16 protein-coding genes are annotated in these 18,369 nt (G+C 42.5%); 1 reads left to right on the top strand and 15 read right to left on the bottom strand.

Going from position 1 to position 18,369, the window contains the following annotated elements:
• Position 1 precedes the first annotated feature (1 nt).
• From polA to citZ, 9 genes are all read right to left on the bottom strand, one after another.
• Positions 2–2,626, bottom strand: a complete 2,625-nt coding sequence (gene polA, locus MKY34_RS11695) for a DNA polymerase I (RefSeq protein ID WP_342510738.1) — start codon at positions 2,624–2,626, stop codon at positions 2–4.
• A 160-nt stretch (positions 2,627–2,786) separates the two neighbouring features.
• Complete coding sequence (locus MKY34_RS11690; RefSeq protein WP_342510737.1) at positions 2,787–3,788, bottom strand: protease modulator HflC; 1,002 nt, start codon at positions 3,786–3,788, stop codon at positions 2,787–2,789.
• Positions 3,785–4,756, bottom strand: a complete 972-nt coding sequence (gene hflK / locus MKY34_RS11685; RefSeq protein ID WP_342510734.1) for an FtsH protease activity modulator HflK — start codon at positions 4,754–4,756, stop codon at positions 3,785–3,787. Before hflK ends, MKY34_RS11690 begins: the two co-directional genes overlap by 4 nt.
• Positions 4,757–4,859: 103 nt before the next feature.
• Positions 4,860–6,290 (bottom strand): ATP-binding protein, encoded by a 1,431-nt coding sequence (locus tag MKY34_RS11680; protein ID WP_342510733.1) that lies wholly within the window; start codon positions 6,288–6,290, stop codon positions 4,860–4,862.
• A complete protein-coding gene (locus MKY34_RS11675; protein ID WP_342515250.1) occupies positions 6,287–6,988 on the bottom strand; it encodes a response regulator transcription factor in 702 nt (233 codons plus the stop codon). The genes MKY34_RS11680 and MKY34_RS11675 overlap by 4 nt, the downstream gene beginning before the upstream one ends.
• 27 nt (positions 6,989–7,015) lie before the next feature.
• On the bottom strand, positions 7,016–7,492 hold the full coding sequence (locus tag MKY34_RS11670) for a MaoC/PaaZ C-terminal domain-containing protein (RefSeq protein WP_342510730.1): 477 nt from the start codon (positions 7,490–7,492) through the stop codon (positions 7,016–7,018).
• Between the two features lie 91 nt (positions 7,493–7,583).
• Complete coding sequence (gene mdh, locus MKY34_RS11665; RefSeq protein WP_342510728.1) at positions 7,584–8,522, bottom strand: malate dehydrogenase; 939 nt, start codon at positions 8,520–8,522, stop codon at positions 7,584–7,586.
• A gap of 76 nt (positions 8,523–8,598) precedes the next feature.
• Positions 8,599–9,867 (bottom strand): NADP-dependent isocitrate dehydrogenase, encoded by a 1,269-nt coding sequence (icd, locus tag MKY34_RS11660; protein WP_342510725.1) that lies wholly within the window; start codon positions 9,865–9,867, stop codon positions 8,599–8,601.
• A 95-nt stretch (positions 9,868–9,962) separates the two neighbouring features.
• Positions 9,963–11,078, bottom strand: coding sequence for a citrate synthase (gene citZ, locus MKY34_RS11655; protein ID WP_342510723.1), 1,116 nt, complete (start codon positions 11,076–11,078; stop codon positions 9,963–9,965).
• Positions 11,079–11,262: 184 nt separating this feature from the next.
• Between citZ and MKY34_RS11650 the strand changes: the two genes are divergently transcribed.
• On the top strand, positions 11,263–12,237 hold the full coding sequence (locus tag MKY34_RS11650; protein WP_342510721.1) for an AI-2E family transporter: 975 nt from the start codon (positions 11,263–11,265) through the stop codon (positions 12,235–12,237).
• Here MKY34_RS11650 and MKY34_RS11645 read toward each other — a convergent pair.
• From MKY34_RS11645 to MKY34_RS11620, 6 genes are all read right to left on the bottom strand, one after another.
• Entirely contained in the window at positions 12,227–12,610 is a 384-nt protein-coding gene (locus MKY34_RS11645; RefSeq protein ID WP_342510719.1) for an FxsA family protein, read from the bottom strand. The genes MKY34_RS11650 and MKY34_RS11645 overlap by 11 nt on opposite strands.
• A 251-nt stretch (positions 12,611–12,861) precedes the next feature.
• Positions 12,862–14,622: a pyruvate kinase gene (pyk, locus tag MKY34_RS11640; RefSeq protein ID WP_342510716.1), complete on the bottom strand. Its 1,761-nt coding sequence runs from the start codon at positions 14,620–14,622 to the stop codon at positions 12,862–12,864.
• Between the two features lie 30 nt (positions 14,623–14,652).
• Positions 14,653–15,612, bottom strand: coding sequence for a 6-phosphofructokinase (pfkA, locus tag MKY34_RS11635; RefSeq protein WP_342510714.1), 960 nt, complete (start codon positions 15,610–15,612; stop codon positions 14,653–14,655).
• A gap of 219 nt (positions 15,613–15,831) precedes the next feature.
• Positions 15,832–16,785: an acetyl-CoA carboxylase carboxyltransferase subunit alpha gene (locus tag MKY34_RS11630; RefSeq protein WP_342510712.1), complete on the bottom strand. Its 954-nt coding sequence runs from the start codon at positions 16,783–16,785 to the stop codon at positions 15,832–15,834.
• Positions 16,778–17,650, bottom strand: coding sequence for an acetyl-CoA carboxylase, carboxyltransferase subunit beta (gene accD / locus MKY34_RS11625; protein ID WP_342510710.1), 873 nt, complete (start codon positions 17,648–17,650; stop codon positions 16,778–16,780). Before accD ends, MKY34_RS11630 begins: the two co-directional genes overlap by 8 nt.
• Positions 17,647–18,306 (bottom strand): GntR family transcriptional regulator, encoded by a 660-nt coding sequence (locus tag MKY34_RS11620; RefSeq protein WP_342510708.1) that lies wholly within the window; start codon positions 18,304–18,306, stop codon positions 17,647–17,649. Before MKY34_RS11620 ends, accD begins: the two co-directional genes overlap by 4 nt.
• Positions 18,307–18,369 lie beyond the last annotated feature (63 nt).

Raw genomic sequence — 18,369 nt, 5'->3', positions numbered from 1 at the left:
CTCACTTCGTGTCATACCAAGACAATCCGAACGCCCAATCCACTTTTAACGGGACGTCGAGCGTTAATGCAGATTCCATCACTTCGGGTACAATTTCTTTCAGTTTTTCAATTTCCTCTTCGGGTGCTTCAAAGATCAGCTCATCATGTACTTGGAGGAGCATACGTGTCTGCATCCCTTCCGCTTCAAGCCTTGCCGCCATATCAATCATTGCTTTTTTAATAATATCCGCAGCGCTTCCTTGAATCGGTGTATTCATCGCTGTGCGCTCCGCAAAACTTCTCAAGTTGAAATTCGAACTTGTGATTTCCGGCAAATAGCGGCGTCTATTCAACAATGTCGTCACATACCCTTTTAGCTTGGCATCTGCCACAATGTCATCCATATATTGTTTAACACCCGGAAAGCTATTCAAATACGTGTCAATGAATTTCGCAGCCTCTTTCCTCGTGATATCCAAGTTTTGTGACAGACCATAATCACTAATACCATAGACAATCCCAAAGTTTACGGCTTTCGCTGCTCTCCGCATGTCCGATGTTACCGCATCTTGTTCTACACCAAAGACATCCATTGCCGTCTTCGTATGAATGTCTGCACCTTCTCGGAATGCTTCCATAAGCTTTTCATCCTGCGACATATGTGCAAGTACACGCAATTCGATTTGCGAATAGTCCGCAGCAAACAAATACCAACCTGGTTCAGATGGGACAAACGCCGCTCGAATTTTGCGGCCTTCTTCTAAGCGAACAGGAATGTTTTGCAAGTTTGGATGAATGGAACTAAGTCTTCCTGTTGTCGTCAATGCCTGCTGATACGTTGTATGAATTTTCCCGTCTTCATGAATTTCTTTCGATAACCCTTCAATATAGGTTGAGTTCAATTTACCAAGCTGTCGATACGTTAAAATCAAACCAATCACTTCATGTTCTTTTTCCAACTTCTCTAGTACATCCGCAGCAGTTGAGTAACCGGTTTTCGTTTTTTTAATCGGCGTCAGTCCAATTTTTTCAAACAAAATAACTCCTAGCTGTTTCGGCGAATTAATATTAAATGTCTCACCCGCCGCCTCGTAAATAGCTGCTTCTAACTCTGCTAATTTGGCAGACAGATGAACGCCTATTTCTTGCAATACCCGTAAATCGGTTTTAACGCCTGTCGTTTCCATTTTGCTTAAAATTTTAGCTAACGGTAGCTCGATTTCATGATAGAGGTCGTACAGATCATTATCTTGCAATTTCTGTTCAATAACCGAACGCAACTTCCAAACTGCAAGCGCTTTGCGACCCGCATGCTCAGCGATCACCTCATCAGCTGGCACAGCCTTCTTTGCACCTTTGCCATAGATCACTTCATCTGATTGAACGTCTGTATAGTCAAATGCACGCGTAATTGAAGCAACATCTGTAAAGGTAGCAGATGGATTGACAATATACGTCGCTAATAGGAAATCGAAGGCAAAACCGTCTGCTGTGATACCCATTCGCGCAAGCGAAGCAATAGCCGCCTTAGAATCAGATGTATATTTCTTATTCGAAGCATCTTCCAGCCACTTTTTGAACGCCGGCGATTCCTTCGCCACCGTATGTGGCACAAAGATTACCTGTTTGTCCGTTGCTAAACTGATGCCTAAAATATCCGCAGTCAAATACGTCTCATCCATCATTTCAATATGAACGGCCATTTCCTCCGCTAAATCGGCATCCGTCAGCTCAGAAGCAACGACAATATCAATGGCCTCTTGCGGTTCTTCAGCAGCTTGTGGTGCTATTTTTTCAAGAAGTGTTTTGAACTTCAATTCTTGATAAATCCCAACCACCTTGTCCATATCTGGACCTGCATACGTCAGATCATTAACCGCAATCGTAATCGGAGCATTCACTTCAATCGTCGCCAGCTCTTTACTCATGAACGCTTGTGCTTCGTTTTCCGTTAAGTTTTGGTTCAGTTTTTTCGCCGTAATCGCATCCAGCGATTTGTAGACATTTTCAACGGAGCCGTATTCCTTTAACAGTTTTAGCGCCGTTTTCTCGCCGACACCTGGTACACCTGGAATATTGTCCGATGCGTCGCCCATTAAGCCTTTCATGTCAATAATTTGATGTGGCTCAATACCGTACTTCTCCATAACATGCTCAGGCGTATATTTCTCAATATCCGTCATCCCTTTTCGGGTAATGAACACCGTTGTACGATCACTTGCTAGTTGCGTTAAGTCCTTGTCGCCTGAAATAACGACTACTTCCGCTCCATCTGCGTCTCCTACTTTACTGAGCGTTCCAATGATGTCATCCGCCTCGTATTGATCCAATTCATATTGCGGAATATTATAAGCTTCCAGCAGCTTGCGCAAATATGGGAATTGCTCGGATAATTCCGGCGGCGTTTTTTGACGGCCACCTTTGTATTCACCATATGTTGTATGTCTAAATGTCGTTTTACCAGCATCCCATGCAACAAGCATATGTGTCGGTTTTTCATCCTCTAAAATGTTTTGCAGCATCATCGTAAAACCATACACGGCGTTCGTATGGATTCCGTTATCATTCGTCAATAAAGGCAAGGCAAAAAAAGCTCGATAAGCAAGACTATTGCCGTCCAATAATACGATTTTCTTCGTCGTCACGTACATTCACTCCTATTCATTAGAAAAGCGTAGGGCATCTAAATGCTAGACAATGACCTACGTTCACTACGTTTCGTATCTAAAAACGTCATCTTCATTTATCTTACCATGCTGTGCGGTAAGGATACATGAAAATGACGTCATCAGTAGATGGCTATGCTTATTCTAAATAACCTGTCAGTACTTTGGCATAAGGTGAATTTGCCGGAATGATAATCATCGTATCTTCCCCAATCGTTTTAGAATACGACTCTAATGTGCGGTATAAATTATAAAACTCCGGGTCTTTCGAAAATGCATCATTATAAATTTTTGCCGCTTCCGATTCGCCTTCCGCTTGAATAATCGCAGCCTCTTTTTTTGCTTTTGCTAGCATTTCCTGTACTTCACGATCGATATTCGCTTCAATACGACTTTTAGCTGCATCCCCTTCAGATAAGTAAGATTGCGCTTTCGATTGACGCTCCGAAATCATTCGTGTGTAGATAGATTGTTCGTTTTCTTCTGGCAGATCAATCCGCTTCATACGAACGTCCACGACTTCAATGCCAAAATTTCCGTCCTCTAAAAACGCATTGACCCGCTCTGTTACACGATCATTCAAACTTCCGCGAGATGAGTTCTCATCATTGACGACATCCACATAATCCAACTGTCCAAGCTCAGAAAGCACAACAGAGTAGATGAACTCTTGCATGCGCGCCTCGGCGTTGACAATATTACGTGCATTCGAAATCATTTTGCCGGGATCTGTAATTTTCCACACAGCATAGTTGTCGATGATAATACGCTTCTTATCTTTTGTATTAATTTCTGATTCAGTAACATTATAAATCATTTGGTTCTTCGGTAACGTCGTCACACTCTGAATGAATGGAACTTTCATGTTGAAGCCCGGCTTCTCAACAATGCGCTTGATTTCACCGAATTGGCGAACGACACGGTATTCATTTTCCTTCACGATAAAGACATTTGCGACAAGGATTACCGCGAATGCAAAGATTGCTGTTAAAATGACGGTCAGCTTCACATACTTTTTCACATCCATTGGCGCTTTCGGCAATTTTGAACCCTTCGCCTCACCCGACGTTTTCTGTTTTGCTCGTTGACGCTCTAGAAATTTCTCTTCAATACTTTTGAAAGGATTGTTATCGTTCGTCATTCGTTTCCGCCCCCTTCTTTTTTCGCCTCTGTTGCTGGCGGCAATTGATTTTCCAATTGCTGTAACGGTAAGTATTTCACCGTTTCGCCTTGGTCGTTCATAATATAAATTTTGGCTTTCGGTAATACTTGTTCCAGCGTTTCGAGGACCAGTCGTTGTCGAGTAATCGCCTTATTTTTCGCATATTCGGTGTATAGATTATTAAAAAGTGCAACGTCCCCATGCGCTTGTTCTATACGTTCGGTTTTCTGTCCAAGTGCACGTGATTTAATGGCATCTCGCTCACCCTCGGCTTCGTGTTTCTTTTGGTTCACATATTTCAATGCTTCGTTTTCTTTCGTACTCTTCGTCTCACGCGCATCTGTTACGGCAGTAAATGCGGCACGAACCTCTGCATTCGGTAACTCCACGTCTTGCAATTTAACGCCTTGAATGGAGAGTCCTATGTCATATTTTTCTACTAATGTTGCTAGCAATTCACGCGTTTGCGCTTCAATTTCAGCTTTACCATCCGTTAATGCGGCATCAATCGTCGAACTACCGATAACCGAACGTATCGATGCTGATGTTGCGTCATGCAGAATTTTTTGCGGATCAACTGCATTAAACAAATACTTCTGAGGTTCAGTAATTTTCCATTGAACAATTAAATCTGTCAGGACGATGTATTCATCCCCCGTAATCATTTTTGTTTCTTTATCATAGGAAACAAGCTCACCGCTTTTATCCTGCTTATAGCCAAATTGGAGACTAAATGTCTCTTTCGACAGTAGTTCTACTTGCTGAACAGGCCAAGGAAGTTTGAAATGTAGCCCCGAATCCGTTACAGTCGTATCCGCTTTCCCGAAAGTGATGACAACAGCCTGTTCTGATTCATCTACTGTATACCAAGTTGTAAAAGCAATAATAAGTAGTATGAGTCCCGCTATCGACATGCCAACCGTCATTAAAATCCGACGTGTACCCATATAAAAAGACCTCCTTTTTTCTATGTATCTATACGTTATACGTAACCCATTGCTGAAAGTTTCATAATTGAGTGATTTTCATGCAAAAGAAAAACAATCCGCATCACACGGATTGTTTTTCTACTTGTTGCATTGGGATCCGAATTTGAAATGCCGTCCCCTGCCCCATTACACTTTTCACATCGACTGTACCGCCATGCGCTTCAACCAAATGCTTTACAATCGCAAGACCAAGGCCAGTCCCACCCGACTCACGACTTCTCGCACGATCCACACGGTAAAACCGTTCAAATAGGCGCGGCAGTTCTGATTGAGCAATACCAATTCCCTCATCTCTCACTTCAATCACCGCATCGTCCTGCCTCTTCTTCACAGTAACCGTGATTTTCGTCTGCTCTTTTGAATAATTAATCGCATTCGATAATAAATTCACCATCACTTGAATCAGTCGATCTGCATCTGCCTCTAGTATAAAATCATCTGGTATCGTGACAAGAACATCCATGCTCTTCCGTTCTAATTTACCCGACACCCCTCTAATCGCGTCTTCAATAACTGCATTCAAGTTCACAGCCGTAAACTGTAAAGAAAAACCGTCTCTTTCCATCCCCGACAATGCCAGCAAATCATCAATTAGGTAATGCAGCCTATCACTTTCCTTTTGAATAATGCCAAGAAATTCTTTTAAAATAACAGGGTCTTCCATCGCACCATCCAATAATGTCTCTGTAAAACCTTTAATAGACGTCACAGGCGTGCGTAATTCATGGGATACATTGGCGACAAAATCTTTTCTAACCTCTTCAAGCTGCACCAGTTTCGTAATATCATGTAGGACAACAATAATACCAAGCCAATTCCCATGATGGCCAATAACAGGCGCACCATAGACACTCATATAAGAACTAACCCCTCCTACATCCACTCGAACTTGCTTTTCATGCACTTGTTCCGTCATAAACACTTCTTCGATTAGGTTTTCAATATCTGTAGGCAATCCAATACTTTTAAAGGTTTTGCCAATCACCTCGCTCTTTGAAAAACCAAATGTTTTTTCAAATACGCCATTTAATAAATTAACAGATCCTTCACGCCCAAACATGAGCAACCCGCTACCCATACTTTCAATTAAAGTTTTCAGCCTTTCCTTTTCCATCGTTCGTAGCATCGACATTTCCTGTAAATTATTCCCTATTTTATCAATAGCAACAGCCAACTCATTGTCAAACTCAAATTCATCAGTCTGTGTTCTCGCTAAATAATCTCCACGTGCAATTTGAACAGCCGTCTTTGTTACTTGATCAATCGGTCGAGCATATTGCAACATCATTCTTGTCGCAATAAAAAATGCGAGTACAAATGCAAGTACTAATGTAACGATTAAGAACAGCCAATATTTCCGTTGCAAATCAAGGCCACTCTCATTCGAAAACAATGGGAAAAACTGGCCTAGGACGATACCAAGACCAGTCAAAAGAACCGATAAAAGGATTGCACAAGCAATAATGAGCCTTGAATACAAGCCACCCGTCATGCTTTTTGCTCCTCAAATTTATAACCGATACCTCTCACTGTCTTAATAAAAAGAGGCTTCTTTGTATTTTCTTCAATTTTCTCTCGCAAATGACTTACATGCACATCCACGATTCGTGTATCTCCCGCAAAATCATAATTCCAAACAGCGCTTAATAGTTGATCTCGCGACAATACACGGTTTCGATTTTGCATAAAATACACGAGTAATTCAAATTCTTTCGGTGTGCACTCTAGCTGCGTCTTATCAAGATAAGCTACATATTGTTCAGGATGCACAGTTAACAGGCCTGATTGGAGTACATCTCCCTCAACAGGTTGCTCTGCTCTATCCCCACTACGCCTTAACACGGCCTTCACACGCGCAACTACTTCTCTGGGGCTGAATGGCTTTGTCATATAATCATCGGCCCCAATTTCTAGACCGAGCACCTTGTCCAGCTCGTCCCCCTTCGCTGTCAGCATAATGATAGGAATATTAATGCCTCGCTGCCTTAACGTCTTACACACATCGATGCCATCCATTTTTGGTAGCATTAGGTCAAGTAAAATTAAATCAGGCTTATCTGTTTCTGTTTTCAAAACCGCTTCTTCTCCATCGGCAGCTAAAATGGTTTCATAAGCGGACTGTTTCAAATTATAGTCTAGTAACATCCGAATCGGCTGTTCATCATCGACGATTAATATTTTCTTAGCAATTGAATTCAACTTATACCAGCTCTTTCGTCAAGAATTTTTCGTTGGTTGTGACGTAAGATGCTCTTCCAGTTTCGGAGGGATCGCTGTCACAGTTCCGACAATCACAAGTTCTTCTTCAACATTTCGCGCTTCTACCCGAATAACAATATGATTTTCTTCTTTATGAACATCTGTAATTTCAAAAAGAAAATCAATGGTTGAATAGTGGTATACCGGTTTTGGAAAGGATAAATGCTGCTCTACGATATGCGAACCAGGTCCAGGTAAATATTTTGATACGGCAGATGTCACAATTCCCGTTAGCATAATCGTTGGGACAATCGGGTTTTCATATACAGTCTGAGAAGCGTAATCATGTTGGATATACAATGGATTGCCATCATTCGTCAAACCTAGATATAATAACAGATCTTTATCCTCAATTTTCTCCGTCAACTTTAGTTTCTCTCCAACAGTCATGTCTTCCACTTTCCTGCCGAGACGTCTTTGTTTCCCCAATATCAACTTTTTCCCCACCTCCGAGTATAATAGATTCAGTTTATCAATAATTCCAAAAAAAATCGAGTAGCATCCCCGCTACTCGATTCAAAAAACTTTATACAAGAATATCCATCACTGCTTTAACAGATTCAGCAGATTTTGCGAATGCTGCTTTTTCAGCTTCTGTCAATTCAAGCTCAATGATTTTTTCAATGCCGTCTGCACCAAGAACTGTCGGCACGCCGATATAAATGCCATCAAAACCATACTCACCTTCAAGGTAAGCGATTGATGGTAATACACGTTTTTGGTCTTTCAAGATGGCTTCAGCCATCTCAACGAGCGATGCAGCAGGTGCATAGTATGCAGAACCATTCCCAAGTAGGTTAACGATTTCTGCGCCACCTTTACGCGTACGCTCAACAATTTCCGCCAGACGTTCTGTAGAAATTAATGTTTCAAGTGGAATACCACCTGCGTATGAATAGCGTACAAGCGGAACCATGTCATCACCGTGTCCACCAAGCACAAAACCTGTCACATCTTTAACAGATAGGTTCAATTCTTGTGCGACGAACGTGCGGAAACGCGCAGTGTCAAGAACACCTGACTGCCCGATTACACGTTCTTTCGGAAATCCTGATTCTTTGTACACGGTATATGTCATTGCATCAACAGGATTTGTTAATACAATAATCGTTGCGTTTGGAGAATGTTTCACGATTTCGCCTGTTACAATCTTCATGACTTTTTGGTTCGTTTGAACAAGGTCATCGCGGCTCATGCCTGGTTTACGTGCAATACCAGCTGTAATGATAACGATATCTGAGTCTGTTGTATCTGTATAATCTGAAGTTCCAATAATGTTCGCATCGAAACCTTGTACAGGGGCAGCCTCTAGCATATCTAACGCTTTCCCTTTTGTCGGGTTTTCCATTTGTGGAATGTCGACAAGAACTACATCACAAAGTTCTTTTTGCGCTAACAAAAATGCTGTCGTTGCACCTGTAAAACCAGAACCGATAACTGAGACTTTCTTACGTTTCATTGTCATGAGGAAACTCTCCTTTTATCTTTATTCATATGTATAAAGGAGGGAGAATACTCCCCCCTAATTGTCGTGCTATATATTACAAGTTTTTAATCAATTCATCTGCAAACTCAGATGATTTCACTTCTGTTGCGCCATCCATTAGACGAGCGAAGTCGTAAGTAACAACTTTAGAAGCGATTGTTTTTTCGATTGAAGCAGTGATCATGTCAGCCGCTTCGTTCCATCCAAGGTGTTCAAGCATAAGAACGCCTGAAAGAAGAACTGAAGATGGGTTCACTTTATCAAGACCCGCATATTTCGGAGCCGTACCGTGTGTTGCTTCGAAGATTGCATGTCCTGTTACGTAGTTGATGTTCGCACCTGGTGCGATACCGATTCCACCAACTTGTGCAGCAAGTGCATCAGAGATATAGTCTCCGTTCAAGTTCATTGTTGCAACAACGTCGAACTCTTTTGGACGTGTCAAGATTTGTTGTAGGAAGATATCAGCAATTGCATCTTTAACGATGATTTTGCCAGCTGCTTCAGCGTCAGCTTGTGCTTTGTTAGCAGCTTCTGTTCCTTCAGCGTCTTTAATTGCATCGTATTGGTTCCATGTGAAGACTTTATCGCCGAATTCTTGTTCAGCCACTTCATAGCCCCATTGTTTGAATGCACCTTCAGTAAATTTCATGATGTTTCCTTTGTGTACAAGTGTCAATGACTTGCGGCCTTCTTTAATGATGTAGTTAAGCGCAGCACGTACTAGACGTTTTGTACCTTCTTCAGAAATTGGTTTGATACCAATTCCAGAAGTTTCAGGGAAACGGATGTTTTTAACGCCCATTTCGTTTTGAAGGAAGTCGATTACTTTCTTCGCTTCTGGCGTACCTTCTTTGTATTCAATACCAGCGTAGATATCTTCTGTATTTTCACGGAAAATAACCATGTCACAGTCTTCAGGACGTTTTACAGGAGATGGAACCCCTTCAAAGTAACGGACTGGACGTAGGCAAGTGTAAAGATCTAACTCTTGGCGAAGTGCAACGTTCAATGAACGGAAACCGCCACCGATTGGAGTTGTAAGTGGACCTTTGATTGCGATTAAATATTCTTCAATGATGTCAAGCGTTTCTTGTGGTAGCCATTCGCCTGTTTCGTTGAATGCTTTCTCTCCAGCAAGTACTTCTTTCCAAACAAGTTTCTTCTCGCCAGCGTATGCTTTTTCTACAGCCGCTTCAAGGACACGTGATGCTGCGTGCCAAATATCTGGACCTGTACCGTCACCAATAATAAAAGGGATTGTTGCATGATTTGGAACGTTTAAAACACCATCAACTACTGTAATTTTTCCATCGTTAGCCATGAATAATTTCCTCCTAAAAGTCATAGGTCAAGGGGCAGGCATAAGTTTACGCCGCCCCACCTAATATTTGTGAATTGCTTCTTGCTGTATTTTTGTTAGCGCTCGTTAATTGGTACGTATTTTTGCATGCCTGGTCCAGTATACTCTGCACGTGGACGAATCAGACGGTTATTTTCATATTGCTCAAGAATATGTGCAATCCAACCAGATACACGTGAAACCGCGAAGATTGGCGTGAACAAATCATGATCAATATCTAATGAGTGATAAACAGATGCTGAATAGAAATCAACGTTTGGTGGCAAGTTCTTTTCGCCAGTAACGATTGCTTCGATTTGGTTAGACATGTTGTAGAACTTCTCTTCACCACGAAGTGCTGTCAATTTCTTAGACATTGCTCGTAAATGCTTCGCACGTGGGTCACCTTTACGGTAGACACGGTGTCCAAAGCCCATGATTTTTTCTTTGTTTGCTAATTTTTCTCTGATGTATGATTCTACGTTGTCTTCAGAACCAATTTCCATCAGCATTTTCATTACTTGCTCGTTTGCGCCACCATGTAATGGACCTTTGAGGGCACCAATAGCAGCTGTAACGCCTGAATAAATATCAGAAAGCGTTGCTACACAAACACGCGCAGTGAACGTCGATGCATTTAGCTCGTGGTCAGCATGAAGTACAAGCGCTTTGTCGAATGCTTCAATTGCAATCGCTTCCGGCTCTTTACCTGACAACATGTAAAGGAAGTTCTCAGCATAGCCAAGACCAGCTTTTGGTGCAACCGGCTCAAGTCCTTTACGAATACGTGCGAACGCAGTTACGATTGTCGCAATTTTCGCTTGAAGCTGAATTGCTTTGTCATAGTTTGCTTCGTTGGACATATCTTCCGCTTTATCATCGTATAATCCGAGAAGAGATACTGCAGTACGAAGTGCAGCCATCGGATGTACTTCCCCAATTGGATACGTTTTAAAGTGGTTCAATACTTCTTGAGGAACAGCCATATTATCAGCAAGCTGTTTTTTCAGCTCTGCAAGCTCGTCCTCTTTCGGCAGACGTTGATGCCATAAAAGATAAATCACTTCTTCAAAGCTGGCATTTTCTGCAAGATCGTCAATATCATAGCCGACATATGTAAGTGTGTCATCAATGATTGAACTGATTGCTGACTGTGTCGCTACAACGCCCTCCAACCCTTTGGTTGTTGTCATGTAAATCGCTCCTTCTTTCAGTTAGGCCGTTGAAATCCATAAAAAAAGAACCTTCAACGGTCATACTGCTTTAAGTTGATAAGTTATCTAAAAACGCTTACAACGTCCATTATAATCAATCTTGTCATATTTGTGAAGGAAACTCTTTTTTTTGTTCAGATTATTATATATTTGGAGGTCTAAAATGACAGAAAAACCCTTGAAACAACAGGCTTTTCAAAATTTTGTAACGAAATGGCTACCGACTGTTTTAGCAGGGATTTTCCTCATTTTAGTTCCTCCTATCGGTATCGCCATCATTATTGCCTATTTTACAGCTCCGCTTGTCACATCTATTCGCTCTATGACCAAGCTCCCTTTGACACTCGTCACACTTCTTGTCATGGCACTTATTTTATTTCTTATCGGTACATTTACTTTCGTTGCATTACACGGACTCATTGACACACTGCCAATTGTCGAGCGCCATATTACTCCTTACACCCAAAACACAGATATCGCAGGCAAGCTGCTCATATTTTTAGAAGAAAAAATCATCGAGTACGGACAGGCCGCACTCGAATATGCAGTTACGTTGGTTAGCACCTTGTTTCAACAACTGTTCAGCTTGTTCTTATTCTTAATTGCTTACTTTTTCGCATTGCGAGAATCTGGCAAAAATCGCTTTTGGTTTCTCGTCTATTTCCCTACCCATTTACGCAGACCTGCAAAAAGGATGTTTGAAAAGGCCGGTCAACTAATCGGGACATTTGTCTCTGTAGAAGCTCGCTTATTTTCCCTAACCTTTCTAATTATCACCAGCGGACTCTTTTTTCTTCGTTTCGAGTCACCCGTTGGCAATGCTTTTCTCATTTCACTCGCTGATAGTTTGCCATTTCTCGGAATAGGTCTTTTCATCTTCCCGATGGCTGCTTTTTTTCTCTATACAGGCAAATTATTCGTTGGCGTGTCGCTCATTTTACTATATCTATTCACTATGATGACTAGGCAAATGGCAGAGTCCTATATGTGGGCATCGACTTTTCATCTAAAGCCCGTTCATGCATTTGTCGTCACCGCATGTTCTGTTTACTTATTTGGGTTGCCTGGTATTTTACTGACACCATTTCTCCTGTTTGCTGCTTTAAAAGTAAAACAGCATCCGCTCTTTACATCATGACAATTCGTCCATTCTTCATTTTGTTATAGATCCATTTTTGAATAAATGGTCGAATTACGTTTCTTGGCCCTTTAAAAAGGAGAAGCAAACCACAAACATCGGTGATGAAACCTGGCATGAGCAATAAAATCCCCCCGAAAAAAATACACACACTATCGATCAACGCATTCCCTGGTGTTTCCATCGTCGCCATTCGGTTGCGTAAATCATGCCACGCTTTCATCCCTTGTCGCTTTGCGAGATAGGCACCACCAAATCCCGTAATGAGGATTAGAGCAATCGTCGGGAATAGGCCTAACGTTTTTCCTGAATAGATTAGCAAAGCCAGCTCCGCAGTCGGAACAGCAACAAATGCAAGTATTAGCCATTTCATTTTTAACATCTCCTCTCCTCAAAAGGCTGCTTGCCGAGCATTTCGGAAGCAGCCTTTTCTTAAATGTATTAGGAAACTATAAAATCCTTGTACTGTGGATAAGTAAGTACATGGAGATTCCCCGTCTAGTCTCCAGCGCCTAGGGGATCGGGTCGTTTCGATCATGCTGATAAAGGCAAAAAAGCCTTTATCTTCAAGCTCTCCAACGCCTGTCGCCCCTAAACAGGCGCTTACGCTTTTGTTCTTAATACTCACAAAACACTCGCATGTCCATTATAAATAACGCCAGACTCTGCGTCCATTGTCACTTCATTATCATGTCGGATCAATTTAGTTGCATTTTCAACTCCAACAATGACTGGGATTCCTAGACTAAGGCCGACAATTGCACCATGGCTTGTCAGTCCACCTTCTTCTGTAATCAGCCCTGCACATTTTTCAATCGCAGGCATCATTTCACGATCCGCCCCCGTCGTCACAAGGATTGCCCCTTCTGTATCGTAGGCCAATGCCTCTTCTGCATTTTTCGCTACAACAACACGTCCATATGCGACCGTTTTACCGATTCCTTGTCCACGCGCCAGTAAATCGCCGATGACATGGATTTTCATCAGATTCGTTGTCCCAGCCTCACCGACTGGAACACCTGCGGTAATAATCACGACATCTCCGTGGCTGACGTATTGATGCTTCACACTTTCCTCAACAGACTCTTGTAGGATTTCATCAATCGACGTCACTTTTTCCCCGACAATTGGATAGACCCCCCAAACAAGTGTCAATTTCCTTGAACAATTTTCGGAAGATGTTACGGCGATAACTGCACAACCTGGACGGTATTTCGCAATCATTCTAGCTGTTTGACCACTCTCAGTAGGCGCAAGGACAGCCTTTACTTTCAAGTTAATGGCCGTATACGCAGCCGCTTGTCCAATCGCATCGGTCATGTTGCCATGCTTTTCACGACGACGTGTGGATACGACCGAACGGTAATCAATTGCATCCTCAGTTGTAATCGCAATTCGATCCATTGTCTGAACAGACTCTACTGGGTACAATCCAGCAGCTGTTTCCCCAGATAGCATAATGGCATCAGATCCATCCATAATCGCATTTGCTACGTCACTTGCTTCAGCACGTGTAGGGCGTGGATTGCGCTGCATGGAATCGAGCATTTGTGTAGCTGTAATGACCGGCTTTCCAGCTTGGTTACATTTTTTAATAAGCTCTTTCTGTACAAGTGGTACTTCTTCTGCTGGTATTTCTACCCCTAGATCCCCGCGTGCAACCATTAGACCGTCTGATAAGTTAATGATTTCATCGATGTTATCGACGCCTTCTTGGTTTTCAATTTTAGGGATAATTTGCAAATGTGCACCGTCATTTTTCTCCAACAGTTCTCGGATTTCTAATACATCCGAAGCACGTCTAACAAATGATGCTGCGATGAAATCGACGCTTTCTTGTATCCCAAATAAAATATCTTCTGTATCTTTTTCTGTAATCCCTGGCAATTGAACGGATACGCCCGGAACGTTGACACCTTTTTTGTTTTTCAATGTCCCTGAATTCACAACGAGTGTATGGATTCTTCCGTTCTCTACATCTTTGCCTATCACTTCCAACTGAATAAGCCCATCATCCAATAGAATAGACGCCCCGACTTCAACATCTTCAATCAGTTTGTCATATGTAACAGAAAAGACCTCTTCGTTTCCTTCTACTTCCTGCATCGAAATATCAATGTTTTGTCCCGCCACAAGTTCTACTTCACCATTTCTCATCGAATGTGTCCGAATTTCAGGGCCTTTCGTATCCAGTAGAATACCGACCACTTTTCCTTTTTCATGTGCTACTTTACGGATGGTGTCGATGCGCACCTTGTGTTCTTCATGATTACCATGTGAAAAATTCAACCGTGCAACGTTCATTCCTGCATCAATTAGTTGCGCCAATATTTCTGGTGATTCACTTGCCGGACCAATCGTACAGACTATTTTCGTCTTTCTCATCAACTATCGCCTCTTTTTCCTCTTTTTATGTTAGATAGACAATTCCTTGGAAAGTGCGTACAATTCTAGATCCCAATCGCTATTTTCCTCGAAGACTTCCTGTAAATCATAATCCACAATCGTATGGTTTTTCATACCGATTGCAATACCGCCACGGCCCTCTTTTAGGATTTCCACAGCCCTAGCGCCATATTGACTCGCAATAACACGGTCACGCGCAGAAGGTGAACCTCCTCGTTGGATATGCCCCAATACAGAAACATGCGTTTCAATATTTGCTTCTTGTTTCAATAGTTCTGCAAGTCCTGCTGCTGGCATAACACCTTCCGCAACAATAATGATGCTATGCTTTTTCCCACGACCTGTTCCACTTTTCAGTCTTTCGATAATAGTAGGGACCTCATATTTCTCTTCTGGAAGGAGAATGGTTTCTGCTCCCCCCGCGAGACCTGCCCATAGCGCTAGATCACCTGCGTCTCTTCCCATCACTTCGACGATGAATGTTCGCTCATGTGAAGTTGCCGTATCACGTATTTTGTCAATTGAATCAATGACTGTATTCAACGCAGTATCGAAGCCAATCGTAAATTCCGTACCGTTGATATCGTTATCGATCGTTGCAGGTACACATGTACAAGGAATTCCGAGCATCGTTAATTCGAGCGCCCCTCTAAAAGAGCCATCTCCACCAATGACAACGAGTCCTTCGATGCCATGCAACTTCAACTGCTGCACAGCTTTTTCACGGCCTTCCAAAGTCCGAAACTCGGCACTTCGAGCAGAGCGTAAAATCGTGCCTCCACGCTGAATAATGTCACCCACAGACCCGAGCTGCAACTGTTCAAATTTCCCCTCGATCAAGCCCTGATAACCATTGTAAACACCCATAACTTCAAGTCCTTCATAAATCGCCTTTCGGACAACCGCACGAACCGCGGCATTCATGCCTGGTGCGTCTCCTCCACTCGTTAAAACAGCAATCTTTTTCATCAAATCACTCCTTAAGTTATGTATACTTACTTCTTTCATTCAAATAACGCCTGAGGCTAAGGCTGATAGAAAGTAGGTCATATAGGCACTTCCCGACAGATATTCAGAGTTGCAAAAAACCTTATAGCTCGAAGCAGTATATACTGAAATTCTTTGTACACTATGCTCCAATTTAAATCAGGAAAAGGGGAAAAGACACGGTTACCCGCATCTCCCTAGTCACTCGGCAAATACACCCATCTGCCGGAATTTTTCATAGCGATTATTCACTAACTCGTCTCCGTCCATTGATCCTAACTCTTCTAATGACGTGCGAATTATATCACCAATATAGCTTGCCTGCACTTTTAGATCTCGATGCGCACCGCCAAGCACTTCTGGCACGATGGCATCAATGATACCCATTTTCTTCAGATGAGGTGCAGTGATTTTCATCGCTTCTGCTGCCTGCTTTGCAAGACTCGCATCTTTCCAAAGGATTGAAGCCGCGCCTTCAGGAGAGATAACCGAATACGTTGAATGCTCAAGCATATGAATATGGTTAGCAACGCCAAGTGCCAATGCCCCGCCACTACCGCCTTCCCCAATAACAATTGAAATAACAGGTACTGTCAGTCCTGCCATCTCAACTAGATTGCGCGCGATTGCTTCACTTTGACCACGTTCTTCAGCCGCCTTACCAGGATAGGCCCCTTTTGTATCAATGAAACAAATAATCGGCCGCCCAAATTTCTCGGCCTGTTTCATGAGGCGCAATGCTTTTCGGTACCCTTCAGGATGTGGCATGCCAAAATTTCGTTTGACATTCTCTTTTGTGTCTTTTCCACGCTGATGGCCGATAATGGTAATCGGCATTGTTTCAAACGATGCGATTCCTCCAACAATAGCTGCGTCATCACCAAATGTTCGATCCCCATACAATTGCATGAAGTCCTCGAATAGTTCACTTATATAATCCAACGTGGTGGGACGTTCTGGGTGCCTAGCCACTTGAACTCGGTCCCACGGTTCCATATTACCATAGATCTCTTCTTCCAGGCTTCCTAAACGTGTTTTAAGTGTTTCGATTTCACTAGACAAATCCACTGTGTTCGCCTTCGTAAACTCTTCAAGTTCTTTAATTTTTTCACGAAGTTTGACAATTGGTTCTTCAAACGTCAATGTTTTACTCATGTCCATTCGCTCCCTTCGCATGAAGTCGTGCAATCTTAGCTAACGTGCCCTTCATGTCACTGCGATGAACGACTGCATCTAATTGGCCATGGTCCAAAAGAAATTCTGCCGTCTGGAAATCTTCCGGTAACTTCTCCCGTACAGTTTGCTCAATAACCCGTCGACCCGCAAACCCAATAAGTGCTTTAGGCTCCGCAATATTAATGTCACCAACCGACGCAAAGCTTGCTGACACACCGCCCGTCGTTGGATACGTCATTACAGAGATATACAATAACCCTTTCGCAGCATGTCGATTAAGTGCAACACTTGTTTTAGCCATTTGCATAAGCGATAAAACACCTTCTTGCATCCTAGCGCCACCGCTCGCTGAAAAAATAATCATTGGAATGCCAAGTTCTGTTGCTTTTTCAATCGCACGGGTGATTTTTTCACCGACAACAGAGCCCATTGAGCCCATTCTAAAATGGGAATCCATAATCGCAACAGCTACTTCATATCCTTCAATTTTACCAGTACCTGTTAAAACAGCTTCATTTAAACCTGTTTTCTTTGCATCTGCTTCAACCTTTTCCGTATACACTGGAAATTGCAGTGGATTTTCCGTTTTTAAGTGGTCATCTATCGAGACAAATGTATCCTCATCAAATAAACAAGCTACTCGTTCAGCTGCTGTCATCTTAAAATGATAATCACATTTCGGACAAACCTTTACTATTTTCATTAAATCTTTTGTTAAAATAATATTTTTACACGCTGGGCATTTCGTCATTAGTCCCTCAGGAACATCGTTTTTTGCATCATCAGAAGGTATCGTCATCATACGCTTCTTTTTATTTTTCGTAAACATATCTCGAATCATCATAGCTTTCTTTCCCCTCTTTCGCCTTCAACTAGTTCAATCCATTTCGAGTACGCATCTAGCGCACTCATTTCGTCGCCAGCGAGCAAGCCCCTTAACAGAGTTTGAATGCTGTCCTTTTCGTCTAGCCCTGTCATTTCTTCAAATGGGACTTTGCTGTATTGTTTTAATAAAAACCAAATTTTAAGTGACAATCGATTCCCGGTTGCGACAATCATTTCACGGATCAGATCCTCGCGTCGGATTGCTCCATCCTCGTTCATTTTTACGAATAGGCTTTCCCAAACCGGTAACGCACCTAATGCCTCCGATTGGCAAATCGTCGTAATCGCTGCCATCTCATGAATCATCCGTGTCTCTTGTACATCCAGTACAGAGTTAGGTTGTTGCATGATAAAAGCCGCCAATACTTCGACAAGTTGGTGTTTACCAAAATCCGCAAGAAAAGTGCCCTCACCGCGTCTCGTCTCGATGAGTCCGAGCAGTTCCAAACTTCGTAATGCTTCCCGAACTGTAGACCTTCCTACTTGTAGACGTTCAGCTAACTCTCTCTCTGATGGCAGTTTGTCACCGGTTTTAATGCCTTCTTCTTTAATCAGTGACCTGAGCTCACCGACGATATCAAGAAACATTTTCGATGATGGTTTTGGATTTTGCATACATAAACCCCTTTTGAAATTATCCACCACAAAAGTGGTCTGACCACTCTTATCTCTAAGCAT

Origin of the sequence: Sporosarcina sp. FSL K6-1522, assembly GCF_038622445.1 — a bacterium.
Taxonomy (GTDB): Bacteria; Bacillota; Bacilli; order Bacillales_A; family Planococcaceae; genus Sporosarcina.
This window is presented reverse-complemented; position numbering and strand designations above follow the sequence as displayed.

Coding starts and splice junctions, on each gene's coding strand:
- MKY34_RS11690 (WP_342510737.1), bottom strand. CDS start 3,788: ATGACGAACGATAACAATCCTTTCAAAAGTATTGAAGAGAAATTTCTA.
- hflK (WP_342510734.1), bottom strand. CDS start 4,756: ATGGGTACACGTCGGATTTTAATGACGGTTGGCATGTCGATAGCGGGA.
- MKY34_RS11680 (WP_342510733.1), bottom strand. CDS start 6,290: ATGACGGGTGGCTTGTATTCAAGGCTCATTATTGCTTGTGCAATCCTT.
- mdh (WP_342510728.1), bottom strand. CDS start 8,522: ATGACAATGAAACGTAAGAAAGTCTCAGTTATCGGTTCTGGTTTTACA.
- icd (WP_342510725.1), bottom strand. CDS start 9,867: ATGGCTAACGATGGAAAAATTACAGTAGTTGATGGTGTTTTAAACGTT.
- citZ (WP_342510723.1), bottom strand. CDS start 11,078: ATGACAACAACCAAAGGGTTGGAGGGCGTTGTAGCGACACAGTCAGCA.
- MKY34_RS11650 (WP_342510721.1), top strand. CDS start 11,263: ATGACAGAAAAACCCTTGAAACAACAGGCTTTTCAAAATTTTGTAACG.
- MKY34_RS11645 (WP_342510719.1), bottom strand. CDS start 12,610: ATGAAATGGCTAATACTTGCATTTGTTGCTGTTCCGACTGCGGAGCTG.
- pyk (WP_342510716.1), bottom strand. CDS start 14,622: ATGAGAAAGACGAAAATAGTCTGTACGATTGGTCCGGCAAGTGAATCA.
- pfkA (WP_342510714.1), bottom strand. CDS start 15,612: ATGAAAAAGATTGCTGTTTTAACGAGTGGAGGAGACGCACCAGGCATG.
- MKY34_RS11630 (WP_342510712.1), bottom strand. CDS start 16,785: ATGAGTAAAACATTGACGTTTGAAGAACCAATTGTCAAACTTCGTGAA.
- accD (WP_342510710.1), bottom strand. CDS start 17,650: ATGATGATTCGAGATATGTTTACGAAAAATAAAAAGAAGCGTATGATG.
- MKY34_RS11620 (WP_342510708.1), bottom strand. CDS start 18,306: ATGCAAAATCCAAAACCATCATCGAAAATGTTTCTTGATATCGTCGGT.